Here is a 19,151-nt window from a genome sequence, read left to right on the forward strand (position 1 = left end):
GATACCAGTAAATTGCTGAGTTATTTCCAGCCCATCGCCTTTTGAGCGACAGGGGTTTTCAATGGCGGAAACCAAGATAGTAAACGTAATCCGAGATTACGCCCCAGCGTCATCGGCCAGTATTGGTTTGAAAAGCCACGGACTAAAAATTCGATATTGCGGATAGTGCTGTTTCTGTCGTGTTCGCGGGCATTAAGGTACGCATGGGTCACTGCGGCGGAGCCGATATCATCCCCCTGCGCTAGCGCCGTTTTGAGCACCTCAAGCAAGCTTACTACATCCCGCAGCCCTAAATTAAAGCCTTGCCCCGCAATAGGATGCAGTGTCTGCGCCGCATTACCGATAAACACACATCTGTGATGGATTGGCCTTGGCATATACGACAAATTAAGCGGATACGCATGGCGCGCGCTGACATCGATAAACGTGCCAGCACGATAACCAAAGGCCTGTTGCAGCGCCGCTAAAAACTCGGCCTTAGGTGCGTCTTGCATCTGTTTAGCCCGCGCATCATCGAGCGCCCAAACGAGAGATAATCGAGGTTGACCTTGGCTATCGGCCATAGGCAACAACGCTAAGGGACCGGTTTGGGTAAAACGCTCATAGGCCCAATTTTGGTGGAGCTTGTCGGTTTGAATATTGGCAATAATCGCAGTTTGCTCGAAGGCCACTTGGGTCACGGGCAAAGCAAAACTGCTGCGCACTTTGGATTGCAGACCATCGGCGGCGACCACGAGTTTTGCTTGAAGGCGCTCGCCCGTGTCGAGCACTAAGGTGTGGCCTTCTACGGCGGGTTCCACTTGGGCAAGCTTGGCGGGGCAATAGAGTTTTACCTCGCTCTTGTTAAGCTCGTTAAACAACACTTGGCCGACACGCTCAAGCTCGACCACTTGGCCTAAGGCATCTAAATGAAACTGCGCGGCATTGAGTTCTGTCATGCCAAAGTGGCCGCGATCCGATACATGGATATTTTCAATCGCCGTGCCCAAATGGGCTAGCTTTGGCCAGAGGCCTAAACGGGATAATTCGAAAATAGAGCCGTGGGCGATAGCGATGGAGCGAGCATCGAATCCGGGGTGTTGTTTATCGGGAAGGTGCGCCTCGATTAAGGCGATAGAAAGTGGTCTAGCTGCGGATAAAGAAAGACGCGCGAGAGCCAACGCGAGCGTCGCCCCCGCCATCGCACCGCCTACAATCGCGATGTCGACGTGTTGAACTGAAGTATCCATGTGATTTGTGGCCGTCATGGGGATCTCATTCAAGCTTTGGCATTGCACTGAGGCATGTAAACATAAAAGATGTGAACATCAGTGCTATGCACTCAAAAGCACCAGTGCTATGGATTCAAAGGCAGGCTTACCCGCCTTTAATATCAAATGAAGCCACTACTGCGTTAATGTATTGAACATTACACAACTGAGGTAAATTAATGCACCACAGCGGTATCGTCGGTCTCGCCAAGCGGGATTTCAGGGCCAAACTCCGAGTAACACATAATGGCAGCAATACGTACAAACTCGAGTAGTTCAGTGTAAGCAGCTTCAGATTCTTCATCGTCGGCGACATCAAATTCCACTTGGGCAATTTCCGCCAAGTCTTTGATCACTTCACGCACTTCTGCCGAGGCTTGATTCAGTTTCGGCTGAATAATCGCCATGCCAGTCAAAAAGCTTTGGGTCCAAAGGGACAAGGCTTCAACACGTTGGCTGAGCGGCTCTTCTTCTTCAGGCAATAGCGGCATGAAACCAAATTCAAAATCCACTAAACGCGCGACTGAATCATTAAACAAATCAGATACTAATTGGTGCAACTGCGCAGGTAAAGGTTGACCATCGTTCATCAGGTCGAATAGAGGCTTGATCCAAGTGTCGCCAGTTTGTTCTACACCACCGCAGATTAAACCGACTAAAGCACCGTGAACTTCTACCGGATGTTGGCCGATTTCAGCCGCATCTAAGGCGAGTTTTAAGCTGTCGATACGTAACGAAGGAGGGGTTGCCATATCAGATCCCAATAAGATTTTTCCAGCAGCAATGCTAGCAGAGATAAAGACTTGAACCAATACTGAATCCCAATAATGGCGAAATCGGCCACACCCTGATAAAAAATTATCCAATTGCTCACACAAACAGCAAACAAAGCCGTCAAAGACCAATCCAATTGCGGCTTACCTTGCACTTTTAATATCAGCCCTATATAGTCCGCCCTAAGAGGCTAACGAAAGGATCACCCGCGACATGAGTAACAGTGCTGTTGAAATTACCCTACTTGGGCGCACCTACTCTATCGCTTGCCCGAAAGGTCAAGAGGATGCTTTACGTACGGTGGCATTGGGAGTTGAACAACAACTCACAGCGTTAAAAACCCGCACCAATAGCCTAAGCCGCGAAGAAATTGCCATTATGGCGGCGCTGAATATTGGACACGAGTTGTTCCAAGAAAAGCAAAAAAATAAGCATTATATGCAACAGATGGACGACAGGATCAGCTTGCTGCAGTCGACCCTCGAGAATGCCTTAGTTGAGCGTTCAACTAAATAGATTTAAACTGTGCGCCTTGGCAATTAGGTCAATTAGGTCAATTAGGTCAATTAGCGCACAGTGAATGGCTAAGCTGGCTTATACTCATAGGCCAATGTTTTAGCGATTCAATACCGTTTTTGCTCCCTGGGATGCATGCCAACTGGTAATGTCCCTGTGCCGATAATTTTGATCTCAGGGTGAATGTTTTACTGACATTGAGCATGCTCGGCTTGTACCGAGAAGCCTTAGGAGGTAATCATTTACCCGCCTTGAACCTACGGTTCAAGGGCTACACCGGTAGCGGCATTCTGGGGAGCATCTTAATTTTATGCCTACATCTTCCAAACTTTCTCATTTGAAGACTCAAAGCGACATGGCGCACCTTGCCGTAGAAGTCGCTGATGCCGAAGATGTCACAAACTATGCGGCAAATATCGCGCTCCATACAAAAGAAAGCCGCAATCAGATACGTAAAAACATTCGCACCGCGCGCAAATCCCTTTCAGAAACCGAGCAAACTCAAGCAAGCTTGAGCGCTAGCCAACGTATGCTCGATGCATTGCAGGCTCAAAATGCGCAACATGTAGCTCTGTATCTCACCCACGATGGCGAACTTGCCACGCCGCCGCTGATCGAAGCACTGTGGCAATTGGGGATTCACACCTATCTGCCAAGGTTGCATCCCTTCAATGCAGGGCAATTGTTATTCCTGCATTACAGCGCTGACACACCTATGCAGGCGAATCAATTCGGCATCTTAGAACCTAAGTTAGATGTGCGCGCCATTATCCCAGTAACAGATCTCGATGTGGTTATCACGCCCTTAGTGGCGTTTGATTTAATGGGAAATCGTATGGGCATGGGCGGAGGTTATTACGATAGGACGCTGGCGAACTGGCAACTTAAGGGGAAACCTTTGCCTATGGGTTACGCCCACGACTGTCAGCAAGTTGTGAGTTTACCCTGCGAACATTGGGATGTGCCTTTGCCCTTTATCATCACCCCAAGTCGCCTACTGACGTTTTAAAAGAAGGTGCTAGGTAACTAGATTCTAGGGCCTAGGACCTAGAACCTAAAATCTAGATTCTTCTTTACCTCAAATGCCGACCGCCATCGACATTATGGCAACGACCAGTGACGTAGCGGCTATTCAGCAGATATTCCACTAAGTCAATAATTTCCTCATTTCCCGCCTCTTTCGGCAACAGCGCTTTGGCTAAGGTTTTTTGCTGATAGGCAGCGTCATCACCCGCATTAAAGAGGATCATCGCCGGTGCAATCGAATTGACTTTCACCTCGGGGGCGAATTTGGCGGCAAAGGATAGCGTCATATTGTGCAGCGCGGCTTTACTGGCGGCATAGGCGATATGCTTCTGACTGCCCTTTTCTGCCACATAATCGGTAATATGAATCACATCACTGCCGCCGATTTTATCGCCAGCAGCGGCACGTAGCTGCGCCTCTAAGGCCAAGTTCAACTGATAGGGCACGCTCACATGCACTTGCATCATCCGCTGCAGCACTTCGCTCGGCGCACGCTGACAGTTATCCGGCAGCCAGTCCGAGGCATTGTGAATAATGGCGCGAACTTGAGGCAGTTGAGTTAACGCATCAATTAAGGATTGCACTTGGGCATCGTCATAAAAATCGCAGGGATACAGAGTCGCACCTAAGACGTTAAGCTCATCGATGCTAGCGTAATGGCTGCGATAAGTACCAATCACCTGCTGACCTTGGGCGAGAAAATGTTTGGCTAAGGCGTAACCTATGCGTTTACCCACGCCAGTGATTATGATGGGAGATGTCATACCTATCCTTTTGAGTCGTCATTGCTCAGGCTTTAACTTGTTTGCTTAAAAATCAGCAATCAAGTTAACCTTATGAATAACCAAGATGTTACTGTACTCGTTTGAATTTAACCTAATAAAAAGCCAAATGAGACACACATTAGATTTAAATCAGCTGCGATCTAAAACCCTTTATTCTGCGTATTAGGGTAAAAGAAAACCAAGCTTAAGTGCGCAAGCCAAGAGCTTTGATCAAGTATTATGGTCAAGTCATCAGAGGTGAACCCGATGGAACTGCGGATTTTTTACGATGGAAATTGTCCATTATGTAGCGCCGAGATGCGTCAACTGAAAGCGCGCGATCCGAAAAACTTGATTGGGCTTGAAGATTTAAATGCACCCGATTTTAGCGAGCATTTCCGCCATATCGATAGAGACTACGCCAATACGATTCTCCATGGCGAAACCGCAACAGGCGAAGTGTTACTCGGGTTAGATGTCACTTGTAAAGCGTGGGCACTGACAGGTACCCGTACTTGGATCCAACTGTTACGCCTGCCCGTGATTAAAACTGTGGCCGATTGGTGCTATCTCAGATTCGCAAAACACAGATATCGCATCTCCTATCTACTAACGGGCAAAGCCCGCTGCGACGATAACTGCCAAATTCCCACCAGGCGTCGCTGATCGATTAAGTTAAATTGAGCAAGTGTAAAACTGAGGCATAAAAAAACGGAGCTCAATGGCTCCGTTTTTTAATTCGTCATAATCTAAATAGATTATCCGAAAGATTATTTAACGAAATCAACGCCTAGTTTGATATCGCCTTTCAGCGTATCTAACATAGAATCACGAGCGTTAGCTTCGAATGCACTCACTTCACCGTAAGGCAGTACTTTTTCAATACCGTTTTTGCCTAACAGCACAGGTTGTGCGAAGAATTCAGCGTGCTCACTGCCGCCGTCAACATAGGCGCATTCAACGATGTTAGCTTCGCCTTGCAGACCACGAACCAGAGACATACCGAAACGGCAAGCCGCTTGACCCATAGACAGAGTCGCACTTCCGCCACCGGCTTTAGCTTCAACCACTTCTGTACCCGCGTTTTGGATGCGAGTTGTCAGACTTGCCACTTCTTCGTCAGTGAAAGTCACGCCTTCAACTTGAGACAGTAATGGCAGAATGGTCACGCCGCTGTGGCCGCCGATCACATTCACTTTAACGTCAGCAACGTTCAGGCCTTTTAATTCGGCGATGAAAGTTTCAGAGCGGATCACGTCTAATGTCGTGATACCGAACAGACGGTTCTTATCGTAAACACCCGCTTTTTTCATCACTTCTGCAGCGATAGCAACAGTGGTGTTGACAGGGTTAGTGATAATGCCAACCAAAGCCGTAGGGCAAGTTGCCGCTACTTTTTCGATCAGGTTGCGAACGATACCCGCATTGATATTGAACAGATCTGAACGGTCCATACCAGGCTTACGCGCAACACCAGCAGAAATTAGCACAACGTCAGCACCCACAAGGGCAGGCGTTGGATCTTCACCAGCAAAACCTTTGATTTCAACAGCAGTTGGGATGTGGCTCAAGTCAACCGCAACACCCGGAGTCACCGGTGCGATATCATATAGAGACAGTTTAGAACCCGCAGGCAATTGAGTTTTTAACAGTAGGGCAAGAGCCTGGCCGATACCACCAGCAGCACCAAGTACAGCAACTTTCATAGTTATCTCCGTTATTTCTCGGATATGTGTGACATGGATCTAATTTGCGTTGGCGTCACATTACTGGAATGTCACAACAATTTCAATTATCCCTTAGTCGTGGGGCAAAAGAATTCCGGAATAACATAGAAGCAATGTAGAACAATTACTCAAATTGATATTTTTACGCCCCCAGCAAATGCTTAACCACAGAGGGTTAGTGAATTTTTATTCAACCAATCTGGTTATTTGTTGACAATTTTTCTAAAAATATTCAAAATGGGCCTGTTTTTTTGAATAACGAATAATAATATTATGCAAACGACCAAGAATCAGGATGACCTTGTTAGAATTTTTAAGTCGATTTTAAAAGAAGAGCGCTTTGGCTCTCAGAGTGAAATCGTCACCGCCTTGCAAGCTGAAGGCTTTGGTAATATTAACCAATCAAAAGTGTCACGCATGCTCAGCAAGTTCGGCGCAGTGCGGACTCGCAACGCTAAGCAAGAGATGGTGTATTGCTTACCAGCCGAATTAGGCGTACCCACTGCGGGTAGCCCACTGAAGAATTTGGTACTCGACGTCGATCATAACCAAGCGATGATCGTCGTGCGAACTAGTCCAGGTGCAGCGCAGCTGATTGCCCGTTTATTGGATTCTATCGGTAAACCAGAAGGCATTTTGGGCACAATTGCCGGTGATGACACTATCTTTATTTGTCCATCGAGCATCCAAGATATCGCCGATACCTTAGAAACCATCAAATCTTTATTCAATTACGCAGAATAAAAAAACAGGTCAGCTTGCTGACCTGTTCTATTTCATCTGTACCCATTTCAGTCCAATTTTGCGCTGATTATTTGGTCGTTGTCCCGATTACGTTACAGATTACAGCACAATATCTAACTCACTATATCTAACTCAACTGTAGCGATATCAGTAAGCCACACTGATGCGCTGATTTGCGTGAGTGCCCTGTTCGGCTTCGTCTAACATGGCTTTAGCGTAATCGGTAACAGAAATGCGGCTGCGACCATTGGCATCGGTAAAGAAGCTATCGCCACCAAGGCGATATGGACCTTCACTCTCGCCAGGATAAATCTCAGCGGCTGGGCTCACAAAGGTCCAATTAATTGCAGTTTGCGCCGCACGGAATACCTGCAAAGCTTCACCCTGAGCTAACGCCTCATCTTTATATGCAGCGGGAAAATCTGGGCTAGAAACCAAAGTCACACCCGGTGCCACTTCTAAGCTGCCTGCACCACCAACCCACAATAAACGTGGCACCTTAGCGTTGGGCAGCACATCCAGTAAATACTGAACCGTACTCGCCACTAGGCCATGATTTTGTTGTGCGCGGCCACCAACAGAGGCAATGACAACATCTACTCCAGTGAAGGGTTCTGCCACTAATGGCTGCTCTAAATCCACAGCATGCACAGCCACGTCAGTAACAGATAACTTGCTCGGATCACGCACTAACGCTGTTACTTGGTGCCCACGGCTCAATGCTTCTTTTAAAATTGCACCACCAATCCAACCTGTTGCACCTAAAATTGCGATTTTCATTTCGTTAACTCTCTCTGATGATTTACATTGAAGCCAGTTTACTTGCAGTGTTTCACGTGATAAACATCAATAAATGAGCATGATTGTTTCAGTTTGAGGTACTAATATGGATAAAATTGCCGCAATACGCAGTTTCGTCGAAGTCGCAAACTGCGGCAGCTTTACCAAAGCTGCCGAACATTTAGACCTCAGCCGCCTGCAGGTATCCCGCCATATTCAAGAAATTGAGCAATGGCTTAGTTTACGCTTACTCCACCGTACCACTCGTAGCGTCAGCCTGACCTTACAAGGCGAAGAAGCGCTGCAATTTTGCCAGCGGATCTTAAGTGAAGTTGCCGCCATGGAAAGCCGCGCCCACAGCCATAACAGTGAACTGGTGGGCAGTATTCGTATCGCCACACCGATTGGCCTTGGACAGCACAGCCTGTTCGATGTTGTCGATCGCTTTATTAAAATTCATCCTAAGGTCAACATTCAACTGGTGATGTCGGACAGTTTTGCGCAATTGGTAGATGAGCGAGTCGACGTGGCATTGCGCTATACCGAGCAGCCGGATGATAATTTGATTGCGCGGCGTTTAATGACTATAGATGCCGTGATCTGTGCTGCGCCAAGCTACCTTGATAGCAACACACCACTTGTCGAGCCGATAGATCTGCTGGCTCACAACTGCCTGATACACTCGGCGCAACAAAATTGGCCTTTCCTGAAAGAGCTGCAAGCCGAGCACGTAAAAGTTACAGGGAATCTTAGGGCTAACGATATGGGAGTGTTGGTCAGTGCGGCGCTGCGGGGACATGGCATAGTGCGTTTGCCCTGCGACTTAGCAAATCAATACCTTGCCAGCGGCCAGCTTAAAGAAGTGTTGCCCGACTTTACGACGCCAGGCCAAACCCTGTGGGCTGTGTACTTGTCCCGCAGTTATCAGCAAAATCTGGTGCGCGCCTTTATCGATTACACCGCCCAGCAATGGCAACTCGATATCAAAAAATGGATTCCCGCGCATTAGCATAAAAAAACGCACTCAGGCGTTAGCGTAAGTGCGTTTCATTGATGCTGAATCTGCTCAAATATTGAAAGCTTATTCGTCGAATTGCAGCATAAAATCCAATGCGGGGGCAAAGAAGGATGAGCCTGTCATCGCCTTGGTAAAATGCATCAAGTGATCATGGTTACCTTCGCCATCACCAAACATCATGCTATGCAGCATCTTTTCAAAATGCTCAGGCGTGCGGCAGTTAGAAATAAACATCAATCCCTGCTCTTTTAGTGAACCATAGGGCATGCTCTGGCGCAGGATTTCCATCGACTGACCATTCGCATCTTTAAGATTCACCCGCTTGATATGGCTGGTCAGTGGCTTGTCTTCTGATTCATACTCGATATTATCTTGCTTAGTGCGACCGATAATATCTTCTTGTTTTTTAACCGGTAATCGATGCCATTTACTCAAATTGTGGGCATACTTTTGCACGTGAATATAACTGCCGCCCTTAAACTCTGGATCTTCATCGCCAACCAGAGCGACTTCCTGACGGTGACGCCCCTTAGGGTTTTCGGTGCCATCGACAAAGCCGGTTAAATCGCGGCTATCCATAAATCGAAACCCACGTTCTTCATCGACTAATTCCACTAAGTCTTCAAACATTTGGCTGATTTCATTAGCGACTAAATGCAGAATATCGTAACGGTCGCAGCGGATATGCACGAACAAATCATATTCAATTGCCGGCGCTTCGCGGCTGCCGACTTGCATAGCAGGAAAAGGCTTGAGCATTTCAGGGCGAGCATTGGGGTAGAGGCTATCCCAATAATTAGCGCCAATCCCCACAAAACCATTGAATGCACTGTCAGAGTATTGATCTGTCAGCTCATAAATATACTGCGCAACGTTGGCAAGACAGGGACGTAATTGCGACTCGACATTGTCATTGGCATTAAACATCAAATAGACACTGTGTAAGTTCCCCTCGGCACACACACCCAACTGTTCACGCGGCATATTTTGAATATCCATTTGGTTATCACCCTTTTTCTAAATTCATTTTCGGCAATATTATCCGCAACTTTACCTGAAAATGACATTAACTAACGCACAGTTTGTTCTGGTTTATCATGATAATGCTCATTAGGTAGCAATATCACGCCCAAGATCCCTAATGTAAAAATGACGAGACTGAAAAGTCTCGTCATTCAGTTTAATCGAATTAGAGCAGCAAAGCTTACTCTACCTCGAGCTTACCTTAGCGTGACGCTGAAGTTAATAACCGGCAGCATGACCATCTTTACGGCTCTCAGAAGCGCCACGATACACGCCCGTTTCAGCATTAAATCCAATAGCTTGATAGCCGCCAAAATCCCCAAGTCCATCACGCAGCACATGACCTTTCTTGATAAGCTCACGGCGTGTTTCCACAGGGAAGCCCGATTCCAGACTGACGTAGCCGCCATCATTCATCACTTCGCCGGTGGGCTCGGTTGAGCCCATATGCAAAATTCTCGGGGCATCGCCCGCTTCTTGCAAGTTCATTTTAAAATCAATCAGATTCATTACAATTTGTGCGTGCATTTGTGGCTGAGTCGCGCCGCCCATCACCCCAAAACTCAACCAAGGCTTACCGTCTTTGGTCACAAAGGCGGGAATAATAGTATGGAATGGACGCTTACCCGGTGCGTAGCTATTAAAACGCCCCTCAGTTAAATCAAACATTTGCCCACGGTCTTGCAGCACGAAACCGAGATCTGGCGGTGTCATGCCCGACCCCATACCACGGTAGTTACTTTGAATGAGTGACACCATGTTGCCGTCTTTGTCGGCTGTGGTCAGGTACACAGTATCGCCATGTTGCAACGCAGGATTACCCGCATCAACACTCTTGGCCGCTTTATTGGGATCGATTAAATTAGCGCGATCATAATTATATTGCTGCGAAATCAACTCGTTAACTGGCACTTTATTAAAGGCCATGTCGGCATAAAACTTAGCTCTGTCGGCAAAGGCGAGTTTTTTGGCTTCGACAAATAAATGCACATATTCGGGGCTATTAAAGCCCATCGCAGCCACATTAAAGGGTTCCATGGTTTTTAAGATTTGTAGCGCCGCAATGCCTTGACCATTGGGCGGCAGTTCCCATACATCGTAACCACGGTAGTTCACCGAAACCGGATCTATCCAGTCGCTAGTATGGGTCGCTAAGTCATCATAACTTAAATAACCACCTTGGGATTTCATGTACTTATCGATACTTTTGGCAATATCGCCTTTATAAAAAACATCGCGGCCACCTTTGGCAATTTTCTCATAGGTATTAGCAAGCGCTGGGTTTTTAAAGATTTCGCCCACCGCTGGCATCTTGCCATTAGGCATATAAGTTTCTTTAAAACCAGGGAATTTTGCGAGTTTTTTACCGCTACCCTCAAGATAATAAGCAATCAATTCGGAGACAGGAAAACCATCACGGGCATAGTGGATTGCGGGCGCGAGATTATCGGCCATAGCTAATTTGCCGAACTTATTATGCAGTTCATACCAACCATCCACTGCGCCGGGCACAGAAACAGGCAAAGGCCCAAGCGGCGGCAAATAGTCTAAGCCGAGGGATTTGAGCTTTTCTAAACTTAAGGATTTTGGACTGCGACCCGAAGCGTTAAGGCCATAGAGACGTTTATCTTTCGCGCTCCAGACGATGGCAAATAAATCGCCACCAACACCTGAACCCGTTGGCTCGACTAACCCTAGCATGGCATTAGCGGCAATGGCCGCATCGACGGCACTACCGCCCTGCTTGAGTATGTCGATAGCGACTTGCGTGGCGAGGGGTTGGCTGGTCGCCGCCATTCCATGGGTGGCATACACTTCAGAGCGCGTCGCAAAGGCTTTACCCGTGATCCTATCCATGGCCATCACTCCTGAAGACGACATCGCCGTCACTACTGTCACTAAGCTACAAATTGATTTTATTGTTTTTAGCATAAGTCCTCCAAAACCGGAGGTTCAAAGTAACAAGGATGGTCGAAAAAATCACCACCCCATACCGCATAGACGCAAGTTAAACGTAAGCAAAAATGTCATACTTTCGTTGGTGATAGCTTATCACCATGGCATTAATACCTGACGGCTTAGATTGGCTCTGCACAATATCAATATGCCTAAGATTCAAATAGTACCAGCGAGTGCGGCTCTGTCGTAACCCCGACTTTTTGGCCGATAGTGAGCTGCATCATTTGGCTTCGCACTTCGACATAATATGCATGGGAGGCGGCTTCAATCTTGACCCAGTAATGACAAAAAGCGCCTAAAAAACGCCGCTCTGTGATCGTGCCCACACCTTGCTCATCGGCACTGAGCGTCAATTGCTGCGGGCGCAAGAATACCGTGCCGCTGAACTCGCTCGGCAACCCTAATGGTGTGAGGCTGGTTAAGTGGCCGATTGGAGTGGCAACTCTGTGTCCATCGAGCACTGCGGCGGGTAAGTAATTACCGCTACCTAAAAAGTCCGCCACATAACGGCTATTGGGCGCGGCGTATAAGGCTTCAGCGCTGCCATGCTGCACTATAATGCCTTGATTAAAAATCGCCAAAGTATCTGCAAATACAAAGGCTTCATCCTTGCTGTGGGTGACAAATACCGCGCTCACATTACGCTGTTTTAAGATACTGCGAATTTCCGCCATCATCTCGTAACGCACTTGGGCATCGATATTAGAAAAAGGCTCATCGAGCAGTAATAACTGCGGCTCATAGGCAAGTGCCCGCGCAATCGAGACGCGCTGCTGTTGACCGCCAGATAACTCATGGGGATAACGCTGAGCCAAGCCTTCGAGTTTGACTAAGGTTAGCATCTCATCCAACCGTGCCTGACGCTCGCCGGCCGACAATTTATCCACGCCAAAAAGAATATTCTCCGCCACAGTTAAATGGGGAAAAAGCGCATAGTCTTGGAAAATCATGCCGATACCACGCTGCTCGCTAGGCACAAACTGACTGTCGCCACTTACAACACGGCCATTTATCTGGATTTCACCTTGGCTAATCGCCTGTAACCCCGCCACGGCTCGTAATAAGGTTGTCTTGCCACAACCGCTGGGGCCTAACAGAGCAAGAATCTCTCCTTGTTCTAGGGCCAAACTCAACCCCTTTAAAACTTGCTGGCCCTGATAATCGCTATGAACTTGCATGAGTTTGAGCGTGTTTGTCATCAGCTGTGGTGCTCCAATGAACGGTTTAAATAAATCAGCGGTACTAAGCCCACCAGCACAATCACAATCGCGGCTAAGGCGCCGTGCTCGAGTTTTTCATCGGATACAAACTGGAATACATAAGTTGCAAGGTTTTCAAAACCGATAGGCCGCAGCAATAACGCCGCGGGCAGTTCCTTCATGCTTTCGATAAACACTAATAATGCACCAGCAAACAATCCCTTGCCAAGTAGAGGCAAATGCACCCGCCGCAAAAGTTGCCTAGGAGTTTGCCCCATGGTCAGGCTCACCATGTCTAGCGATGGCGAGATGCGTTTATAACTGCTTTCAACACTGCCAATCGCAATTGCCACGAAACGCACACAAAAAGCAAAAATCAATGCCACTACGCTGCCCGTTAAAATAAGCCCAGGGCCATTTAAACCAAGTAAATCCGCCAGATCGTTTATCGTAAAATCGAGCATAGTGAGCGGCACTAATACGCCGATTGCGAGCACAGTGCCGGGCAAGGCATAACCCGTCGAGGCTAAACGTGAGGGCAAGACATCACTGGGCCTTGGGCTTATCCGGCGTACAAACATGAGCAGCAAAGCGATTAAGCAACAGATTAAGCTAGTGATCAGCGCAAGGCTTAGACTATTAAGACTTAATTGCCAAAAGCGCCCATCCCAGCTTTGTTCAAAGTAACCAATAGCATAGGAAATTAAAATGCCAAAGGGCAATAAAAAGGCTAATAACAGCAGAGCGACGCAAAAGCTCAGTGCAACTGTGGTTTGCGCTGTCGAGAGTCGATACAAGTCACTGGCTTGGATGCGCGATTGTTTTTGGAATAACTGCTGTTTACGACGGGCAAAACGCTCAAGCCCAATCAAGCAAAACACCACCAGCAAAATAATCGCCGACAACTTAGCGGCGGCAGTCAGATTGCCATAGCCCAACCAAGTGTCATACACGGCCGTAGTTAAGGTTGGCACGGCAAAATAGTTAACCGTCGCAAAATCGGCGGCTGTTTCCATCGCCACCAAAGCCACCCCAACCGCGAGGGCCGGCCTTGCCATGGGCAAAGATAAACGCCAAAAACTCTGCCACGGCGAGCATCCCATGATCCTTGATGCATGGGCCAAGCTTAAGGATTGCTCCATAAAGGCGGTACGCGCCAATAGATAAATATAGGGGAATAACACTAGCGACAACATGCACGCCGCGCCGCCTAAGGTGCGAATATCGGGGAAGAAATAATCCTGCGGTGAGTTCCAACCAAAAATCGATCTCAAACTACGCTGTACTGGCCCCGCATAATCGAGCAAATCGGTATACACGTAGGCAACAATGTACCCCGGCATAGCGAGGGGCAGTAATAGCGCCCATTGCAAGTAGCGCCTGCCGACAAATTCACAGCGAGCCATCAACCAAGCGCAGGGTAACGCGAGTAATAACGCGCCTAAACTCACCCAAAAGATCAGCAATAAGCTGTTGATAATATAAGTTGGCAGGACAGTTGCCATCAAGTGGCCAAACACGGCTTCGTCAGGCTGCAAAGCCTGCAATATCAGCGCAACCAGTGGCAGCACCAGCAGGGTGGCCACCGCATAACCAGCAAGCGACCAGCTTCTGGCTAATCCTAAAATCATGTCAATCCTTAAAAAGTTACAGCGCCAATCAATGGCGCTGATAACCTAATTCTGCAATTTGTCACTCGTACTTAACGTCAAATGCTAGAGATCAAACTGCACTTCATCTAATAACTTAACCGCCGCTTGGTGATATTCTGCCAGTTTGAAAATAGGCAATTGATCCGACTTAAACTCGCCCCATGAAGCTACTAAGGTTGAAGGTGCCACATCGGCTTTCACTGGGTATTCCATATTCACATCAGCATAAGCCTTTTGAGCCACATCGGCGGATAGAAATTCCATCAATTTGATCGCATTGGCTTTATTAGGCGCATGACGAGTTAACACCATGCCAGAAACGTTCACATGAGCACCGCGATCGGCTTGGTTCGGGAAGTTAATCGTGACGGCCTCGGCCCAGCTTTTTTGCTCAGGGTCTTGCATCATGTTGCCGTAGTAATAGCTGTTACCTATGGCGATATCACATAAGCCTTCTTTTACCGCTTTCACTTGGGCTCTGTCGTTACCCTGTGGCTTGCGCGCTAAGTTACTCTTCACACCGGTCAGCCACGTTTTAGCCTCAGCTTCACCATGGTGAGCAATCATAGACGCCACTAATGCTATGTTGTATGGATGCTTACCGCTGCGGGTACAGATTTTGCCTTTGTATTTAGGATCGGCGAGTTCTTCATAGGTGATTTGCTGCGGCCCTAAACGGTCTTTCGCCGTATAGAGATTTCGTACTCGCATGGTCAGGGCGTACCACTGGCCATCGGGGTCACGATACTGAGCAGGAATGTTGCTTTCGAGTTGGGTATTTTTAACTGGTGAAGTCAGATCTTTATCGACTAATTCAACTAGACGCGAGAAATCAGAGGTCAGCACCAAATCTGCTGGGGATAAACGGCCTTCACGGGCAAGACGCTCGGCAATACCATCTTTTGCAAAGACCAAATTAACACCTATGCCGGTTTCTTCGGTGAAACGCGTCAAGATAGGCTCCACCAAGAAGGCTTGACGATAAGAATAAACGGTTAATTTATCATCTGCATTCGCTGAATGCCCAACCGACATTAACCCAACAATAGCCGCGCAAGTTACCCATTTCATTACCAATTTCTCCCCAAAGTGATGATATGTTCAGCGAGTGTGAACATGGCCGCATTAATGATAATGCTTATCAGTAGCGCAAGAGTAATAGATGGATATGCAGAGAGCAATAGTCCATTTAACTTTTTGTTTTTAATGAATTTAAACTCAAAACTGGCGATTATCTCAAATCAAACTAAACTGAACCTTAATTTGCTTAAAATGCTTTCAGGAGGCGTCATGTTAACTGTTTTGCTACTAGGTATAGTCGCAGTAGCGTTATTTGGCCTATTTAAACTCAATACTGGTCACAAGCGGCATAGACACTATGCTAAAGCGGTAAATCAACACGCGGATAGAACTAAGCCGCATAATCATTTTCACAGTGTAAGCATAGTGAATGACGGCAGTTGCTGTGAGCAGGCTGAAACACTGTCTGGAAAACGTTTTTTATCGAAGGATGCACCGGAAATCCCGATGGAAGAATGCACTATGACCCAGTGCCAATGTCGCTATCAACACCATGAAGATAGGCGCCAAATAGGGAATGACCGTAGAGTCGAATATGGGGTTACACGGGAATTATTCGGCGCTTTTGGAGAACAAAACCGCCGTGATAGACCAAAGGGAAGACGCGCAACCGATGGCTGAGCATCTCCATCCAGTTATTGGGGACGGGTTTGGATAAACGCGGGGAGATTACGCATCTCACTAAACCAAAGTGCCGTCGCAGGGGCAACCTTGCGCCAATCTAACTCTGGATGTCTAAAGTCCACATAATCAAGCAAGCAAATCAAGGCTAATTGCGGTGCCTGAATCGTGGTTTGGGTGATGACGGTTTGCAGTTCAACCTGCATAAGACCACGCAGCAATGCTTGTTCAAAGCGAGCCGTCCAAAAAGCCGATCTCACCCCTTCATCTTCACGCATCTGCTCTTGGCGCAATTTTACCGCGCTATCGATTAAGCCTTTTATCAAAGAATATTGACACTCCAACACCCAGTTATGACTTGAGATGCCAAACATCTTACGATCGCCAAGCTCAGCATCTAGGTAGCGCATAATCACTTCACTATCGAATAGTGCCACGCCATCGTTGGTAATAAGACATGGGATCTGTCCTAGCGGGTTGGCATCGAGTAATTCGGCACTGTTTTCAAAGGGATTGACTAGCTGCTCTTCAATATTGTTAATTCCTAAATACTGGATTAAGGCTCTAACACAACGGGCGTAGGGTGAAGCTTGAGAACTTAACAACTTCATCAAAAATTTCCTTATATTTGCATTAAACGCTATGGCTATTTAGGAGCGAAAACGGCTTGCTCCCACCCATATAAAATGGGATCACCAATATTTCTCTACGGTAATTTGTCCGGGAGCACGACGTAAATTCTTCACTAATCCCTTATCGAGTAAGGCGCTTTGCGCGCCATTGATCATTCCGGGATTGCCACAAATCATAACTTGGGAATCAGCAGCACTTAAGGTTACTCCTGCCTTTTTTTCAATCTCACCCGAGACCAGGCCCTCGGGTATACGACACTGCAACGCATCGGCAAAGGGTTCACGGGTCACACTCAAGACTAATGTAAACTGTGCTGGGTATGTGCGCTCTAACTCACGCAGCTTATCAAGATACGCCAAATCCTGCGCCTCGCGCACTCCATACACAAGTACGACTTTTTCGAAACGCTCCCAAGGCTCATGGGTATCGAGCATAGACAAAAATGGTCCTACTGCAGTACCTGTAGCCAAAAACCATAAGTGCTTGCCTTGGAGTTCACCCTTAGGAATTTCCGCTAAGGTCATAAAACCAGTCGCGGTTGAGGTAATTTCAATTTCATCGCCTATGCCAAGGTTTTGCAATTGCGGCGATAACAGGCCGTCTTCTACCGCGACTGCGAGCACTTCGGCATAGGGTTTGTCGGGAGAATTGACTAAGGAGTATGCTCTGGCTACACGCTTATCATCTTGCATTTGACTTAACTTGATAAACTGGCCAGCAATAAATGGGGCTAACTCGGCGGCGATGCGCAATGAAAATAACTTATCGCTCCAATCAATACGTTCTATAACTTGTCCCCTAGTCCACATAGCTTACCCTCAAGCGAAACGTTAAATAGGCTTCCAGCATAGACTTTTTTCCGCATAACAAAAACCCCTTATGTAAGGGGCTTATGATGATAGAACCGAAAACAATAAAGCATTAAGTGGCACTCGATTTTGCCTCATCTGTCTTCTTGTTAAAACTATCTCTAAAGGCCTGTAGTCCCTCTTGCACTAAACCATAGGTTTTATCGACACCATCGGCAATATCCCCCTGCAACACTTTAAGGCCAGACAGAATGTCTTTCGCTTCTTTAAAACCGTTGTCAATGGCACCACCAATAATCCCCATAAAACTATCGAGCTGCTCATCTAAGCTCATACCTGAATGTTGCTGCTGATGAATCCCAAAGAATTTAGTCGCAAAACTCACGATACGATCGGCTGTGGCCTCTGGTGACATATCAACACCATTATCGTAAGCGGTTTGAGTCGCGTTTTCGCCCATAGTAGGCGCTAGCTCTTTGTCTATCGCATCGATAGCGGCACGATAGAGTAAAGTCATAGACTGATCGCCAGACTTGATATTCACTTCCTGCTGCGCAGATAGAATTGCTTGATTCATTAATAACTTACTTGTCTGATATGCCGTTTGTTTAAGTGTGACTTTCACATCCTTCGAATCACTCACTTCGGTACCCTTAGGCGCCGTATTTTCAGCATATTTTTTCTGCGGCAAAGGGGTACTTTGCACTTGAGGGGATTTATTGATTTCCATGATGACTATCCATTCAATTCGGGTCGACTTTATTATCGACCAAAATTTAACCAGCTTTAGTAATTTTTAGAATTGAAGTACCATCGTGACCACAAGGCCATGATAAGGCCCGTATATATTGAGTGGGTTTATTCTGTATAAATTGCATAAAGTGCCAATACACCCGCATGCAGATCATTATTATCGTCGAGCTTAGACAAAAGCTAATAGAAAAGGATGTTACACCATGGCAGTAGGCCGCAGTTTGAGTCATTTCCGCTTTCACGCGTTTACACAAATACTTAAACGCTGTACTGAGCACTATATGAGCATCAATATTAAGCGCCTTAGTCTGCTCACTGGTCTTGTGTTCTTCACTTGTCTTGGCCTAGCTCCAATTAACCCAGCCCATGCGGAAAATAGGCTAATCATTTTAGTCAGACATGCCGAAAAAGCCGACACACCAGCCAATGACCCGCAGTTATCGCCCAAGGGAGAAATGCGCGCAACATCACTGATCACCGCCTTGAGCCGCACGCCGTTGTCACAGCTCATTGCGACTCAATACCAGCGAACCCAGCAAACACTCGCGCCTATCGCCGAGGCTCGCCATTTGCCCGTGACGATAGTCGAGGCAGCCAAACCTATCGAAGAACATATTCAGCTGATTGTCGAACAAGTGCATGCGGTACGAGGTAATACGCTCATCGCTGGTCATTCAAACACAGTGCCATTGCTCATCAAAGCCCTTGGTGGACCTGAGGTCCAAGAAATCGGCGAAGAGGACTACAGCCAGCTGTTTTTGCTCTCTCTCAATGATGGCCAACCCGCGAGCTTGATCGCCACCCGTTACGGACAAGAATAAGG

At 47.3% G+C, this 19,151-nt stretch carries 20 protein-coding genes and 1 other RNA gene; 8 read left to right on the plus strand and 13 right to left on the minus strand.

Features of this window, described 5'->3' with window-relative positions; all coding sequences use genetic code 11:
• Positions 1 to 20 precede the first annotated feature (20 nt).
• Together ubiH and AYJ58_RS21210 are read right to left on the minus strand one after the other, a co-directional pair.
• On the minus strand, positions 21 to 1,247 hold the full coding sequence (gene ubiH, locus AYJ58_RS21205; protein WP_106651625.1) for a 2-octaprenyl-6-methoxyphenyl hydroxylase: 1,227 nt from the start codon (positions 1,245 to 1,247) through the stop codon (positions 21 to 23).
• Between the two features lie 179 nt (positions 1,248 to 1,426).
• The gene (locus AYJ58_RS21210) at positions 1,427 to 2,002 is read right to left on the minus strand and encodes a UPF0149 family protein (RefSeq protein WP_106651626.1); all 576 of its coding nucleotides are present in this window, start codon (positions 2,000 to 2,002) and stop codon (positions 1,427 to 1,429) included.
• Between the two features lie 235 nt (positions 2,003 to 2,237).
• Between AYJ58_RS21210 and AYJ58_RS21215 the strand changes: the two genes are divergently transcribed.
• The 3 genes from AYJ58_RS21215 (at position 2,238) to AYJ58_RS21225 (ending at position 3,549) form a co-directional block, all read left to right on the plus strand.
• Positions 2,238 to 2,540 (plus strand): cell division protein ZapA, encoded by a 303-nt coding sequence (locus tag AYJ58_RS21215; RefSeq protein WP_006080182.1) that lies wholly within the window; start codon positions 2,238 to 2,240, stop codon positions 2,538 to 2,540.
• A gap of 120 nt (positions 2,541 to 2,660) precedes the next feature.
• Positions 2,661 to 2,841, plus strand: a non-coding RNA gene (gene ssrS, locus AYJ58_RS21220) — 6S RNA.
• Between the two features lie 9 nt (positions 2,842 to 2,850).
• Positions 2,851 to 3,549 (plus strand): 5-formyltetrahydrofolate cyclo-ligase, encoded by a 699-nt coding sequence (locus AYJ58_RS21225; protein WP_106651627.1) that lies wholly within the window; start codon positions 2,851 to 2,853, stop codon positions 3,547 to 3,549.
• Between the two features lie 64 nt (positions 3,550 to 3,613).
• Here the strand turns inward: AYJ58_RS21225 and folM are convergent, their stop codons facing one another.
• Positions 3,614 to 4,330 (minus strand): dihydromonapterin reductase, encoded by a 717-nt coding sequence (gene folM / locus AYJ58_RS21230; protein WP_106651628.1) that lies wholly within the window; start codon positions 4,328 to 4,330, stop codon positions 3,614 to 3,616.
• Positions 4,331 to 4,597: 267 nt separating this feature from the next.
• Between folM and AYJ58_RS21235 the strand changes: the two genes are divergently transcribed.
• The gene (locus tag AYJ58_RS21235; RefSeq protein ID WP_106651629.1) at positions 4,598 to 4,996 is read left to right on the plus strand and encodes a thiol-disulfide oxidoreductase DCC family protein; all 399 of its coding nucleotides are present in this window, start codon (positions 4,598 to 4,600) and stop codon (positions 4,994 to 4,996) included.
• A gap of 104 nt (positions 4,997 to 5,100) precedes the next feature.
• On the opposite strand, the gene mdh is transcribed toward AYJ58_RS21235, so the two are convergent.
• Positions 5,101 to 6,036: a malate dehydrogenase gene (mdh, locus tag AYJ58_RS21240; RefSeq protein WP_106651630.1), complete on the minus strand. Its 936-nt coding sequence runs from the start codon at positions 6,034 to 6,036 to the stop codon at positions 5,101 to 5,103.
• A gap of 294 nt (positions 6,037 to 6,330) precedes the next feature.
• On the opposite strand from mdh, the gene argR reads away from it, so the two are divergent.
• Positions 6,331 to 6,801: a transcriptional regulator ArgR gene (gene argR, locus AYJ58_RS21245; RefSeq protein ID WP_006080175.1), complete on the plus strand. Its 471-nt coding sequence runs from the start codon at positions 6,331 to 6,333 to the stop codon at positions 6,799 to 6,801.
• A 147-nt stretch (positions 6,802 to 6,948) separates the two neighbouring features.
• Here argR and AYJ58_RS21250 read toward each other — a convergent pair whose 3' ends face one another.
• Positions 6,949 to 7,581 carry an NAD(P)-dependent oxidoreductase gene (locus AYJ58_RS21250; RefSeq protein WP_106651631.1) on the minus strand — a complete coding sequence of 211 codons (633 nt, stop codon included), beginning with the start codon at positions 7,579 to 7,581 and terminating at the stop codon, positions 6,949 to 6,951.
• A 106-nt stretch (positions 7,582 to 7,687) separates the two neighbouring features.
• On the opposite strand from AYJ58_RS21250, the gene AYJ58_RS21255 reads away from it, so the two are divergent.
• On the plus strand, positions 7,688 to 8,590 hold the full coding sequence (locus tag AYJ58_RS21255) for a LysR family transcriptional regulator (RefSeq protein WP_106651632.1): 903 nt from the start codon (positions 7,688 to 7,690) through the stop codon (positions 8,588 to 8,590).
• 72 nt (positions 8,591 to 8,662) lie between these two features.
• Here AYJ58_RS21255 and AYJ58_RS21260 read toward each other — a convergent pair whose 3' ends face one another.
• The 5 genes from AYJ58_RS21260 to AYJ58_RS21280 all read right to left on the minus strand — a co-directional run bounded on the left by AYJ58_RS21260 (position 8,663) and on the right by AYJ58_RS21280 (position 15,503).
• Positions 8,663 to 9,598, minus strand: a complete 936-nt coding sequence (locus tag AYJ58_RS21260; protein WP_106651633.1) for a Dyp-type peroxidase — start codon at positions 9,596 to 9,598, stop codon at positions 8,663 to 8,665.
• A 243-nt stretch (positions 9,599 to 9,841) separates the two neighbouring features.
• The gene (gene ggt / locus AYJ58_RS21265; RefSeq protein WP_106651634.1) at positions 9,842 to 11,554 is read right to left on the minus strand and encodes a gamma-glutamyltransferase; all 1,713 of its coding nucleotides are present in this window, start codon (positions 11,552 to 11,554) and stop codon (positions 9,842 to 9,844) included.
• Between the two features lie 176 nt (positions 11,555 to 11,730).
• Complete coding sequence (locus AYJ58_RS21270) at positions 11,731 to 12,780, minus strand: ABC transporter ATP-binding protein (protein WP_106651635.1); 1,050 nt, start codon at positions 12,778 to 12,780, stop codon at positions 11,731 to 11,733.
• Complete coding sequence (locus tag AYJ58_RS21275) at positions 12,780 to 14,411, minus strand: ABC transporter permease (protein WP_106651636.1); 1,632 nt, start codon at positions 14,409 to 14,411, stop codon at positions 12,780 to 12,782. Before AYJ58_RS21275 ends, AYJ58_RS21270 begins: the two co-directional genes overlap by 1 nt.
• Positions 14,412 to 14,495: 84 nt before the next feature.
• Positions 14,496 to 15,503 (minus strand): Fe(3+) ABC transporter substrate-binding protein, encoded by a 1,008-nt coding sequence (locus AYJ58_RS21280; RefSeq protein ID WP_106651637.1) that lies wholly within the window; start codon positions 15,501 to 15,503, stop codon positions 14,496 to 14,498.
• A gap of 219 nt (positions 15,504 to 15,722) precedes the next feature.
• Here AYJ58_RS21280 and AYJ58_RS21285 point away from each other — a divergent pair, with 219 nt between their 5' ends.
• The gene (locus AYJ58_RS21285) at positions 15,723 to 16,133 is read left to right on the plus strand and encodes a hypothetical protein (protein WP_106651899.1); all 411 of its coding nucleotides are present in this window, start codon (positions 15,723 to 15,725) and stop codon (positions 16,131 to 16,133) included.
• 14 nt (positions 16,134 to 16,147) lie between these two features.
• Here AYJ58_RS21285 and AYJ58_RS21290 read toward each other — a convergent pair whose 3' ends face one another.
• The 3 genes from AYJ58_RS21290 to AYJ58_RS21300 all read right to left on the minus strand — a co-directional run bounded on the left by AYJ58_RS21290 (position 16,148) and on the right by AYJ58_RS21300 (position 18,305).
• Positions 16,148 to 16,744: a glutathione S-transferase N-terminal domain-containing protein gene (locus AYJ58_RS21290; protein WP_106651638.1), complete on the minus strand. Its 597-nt coding sequence runs from the start codon at positions 16,742 to 16,744 to the stop codon at positions 16,148 to 16,150.
• 81 nt (positions 16,745 to 16,825) lie between these two features.
• Positions 16,826 to 17,575 (minus strand): ferredoxin--NADP reductase, encoded by a 750-nt coding sequence (locus AYJ58_RS21295; protein ID WP_106651639.1) that lies wholly within the window; start codon positions 17,573 to 17,575, stop codon positions 16,826 to 16,828.
• Between the two features lie 112 nt (positions 17,576 to 17,687).
• Entirely contained in the window at positions 17,688 to 18,305 is a 618-nt protein-coding gene (locus AYJ58_RS21300; RefSeq protein WP_106651640.1) for a DUF5610 domain-containing protein, read from the minus strand.
• 226 nt (positions 18,306 to 18,531) lie between these two features.
• Between AYJ58_RS21300 and AYJ58_RS21305 the strand changes: the two genes are divergently transcribed.
• Positions 18,532 to 19,149: a histidine phosphatase family protein gene (locus AYJ58_RS21305; RefSeq protein ID WP_106651641.1), complete on the plus strand. Its 618-nt coding sequence runs from the start codon at positions 18,532 to 18,534 to the stop codon at positions 19,147 to 19,149.
• Positions 19,150 to 19,151 lie beyond the last annotated feature (2 nt).

The sequence above is a fragment of the Shewanella sp. Pdp11 genome (assembly GCF_002838165.1).
Taxonomy (GTDB): Bacteria; Pseudomonadota; Gammaproteobacteria; order Enterobacterales; family Shewanellaceae; genus Shewanella; species Shewanella hafniensis.

Coding starts and splice junctions, on each gene's coding strand:
- argR (WP_006080175.1), top strand. CDS start 6,331: ATGCAAACGACCAAGAATCAGGATGACCTTGTTAGAATTTTTAAGTCG.
- mdh (WP_106651630.1), bottom strand. CDS start 6,036: ATGAAAGTTGCTGTACTTGGTGCTGCTGGTGGTATCGGCCAGGCTCTT.
- ubiH (WP_106651625.1), bottom strand. CDS start 1,247: ATGACGGCCACAAATCACATGGATACTTCAGTTCAACACGTCGACATC.
- folM (WP_106651628.1), bottom strand. CDS start 4,330: ATGACATCTCCCATCATAATCACTGGCGTGGGTAAACGCATAGGTTAC.
- AYJ58_RS21285 (WP_106651899.1), top strand. CDS start 15,723: ATGTTAACTGTTTTGCTACTAGGTATAGTCGCAGTAGCGTTATTTGGC.
- ggt (WP_106651634.1), bottom strand. CDS start 11,554: ATGCTAAAAACAATAAAATCAATTTGTAGCTTAGTGACAGTAGTGACG.
- AYJ58_RS21290 (WP_106651638.1), bottom strand. CDS start 16,744: ATGAAGTTGTTAAGTTCTCAAGCTTCACCCTACGCCCGTTGTGTTAGA.
- AYJ58_RS21305 (WP_106651641.1), top strand. CDS start 18,532: ATGGCAGTAGGCCGCAGTTTGAGTCATTTCCGCTTTCACGCGTTTACA.
- AYJ58_RS21250 (WP_106651631.1), bottom strand. CDS start 7,581: ATGAAAATCGCAATTTTAGGTGCAACAGGTTGGATTGGTGGTGCAATT.
- AYJ58_RS21235 (WP_106651629.1), top strand. CDS start 4,598: ATGGAACTGCGGATTTTTTACGATGGAAATTGTCCATTATGTAGCGCC.
- AYJ58_RS21275 (WP_106651636.1), bottom strand. CDS start 14,411: ATGATTTTAGGATTAGCCAGAAGCTGGTCGCTTGCTGGTTATGCGGTG.
- AYJ58_RS21280 (WP_106651637.1), bottom strand. CDS start 15,503: ATGAAATGGGTAACTTGCGCGGCTATTGTTGGGTTAATGTCGGTTGGG.
- AYJ58_RS21215 (WP_006080182.1), top strand. CDS start 2,238: ATGAGTAACAGTGCTGTTGAAATTACCCTACTTGGGCGCACCTACTCT.
- AYJ58_RS21295 (WP_106651639.1), bottom strand. CDS start 17,575: ATGTGGACTAGGGGACAAGTTATAGAACGTATTGATTGGAGCGATAAG.
- AYJ58_RS21270 (WP_106651635.1), bottom strand. CDS start 12,780: ATGACAAACACGCTCAAACTCATGCAAGTTCATAGCGATTATCAGGGC.
- AYJ58_RS21255 (WP_106651632.1), top strand. CDS start 7,688: ATGGATAAAATTGCCGCAATACGCAGTTTCGTCGAAGTCGCAAACTGC.
- AYJ58_RS21260 (WP_106651633.1), bottom strand. CDS start 9,598: ATGGATATTCAAAATATGCCGCGTGAACAGTTGGGTGTGTGTGCCGAG.
- AYJ58_RS21300 (WP_106651640.1), bottom strand. CDS start 18,305: ATGGAAATCAATAAATCCCCTCAAGTGCAAAGTACCCCTTTGCCGCAG.
- AYJ58_RS21225 (WP_106651627.1), top strand. CDS start 2,851: ATGCCTACATCTTCCAAACTTTCTCATTTGAAGACTCAAAGCGACATG.
- AYJ58_RS21210 (WP_106651626.1), bottom strand. CDS start 2,002: ATGGCAACCCCTCCTTCGTTACGTATCGACAGCTTAAAACTCGCCTTA.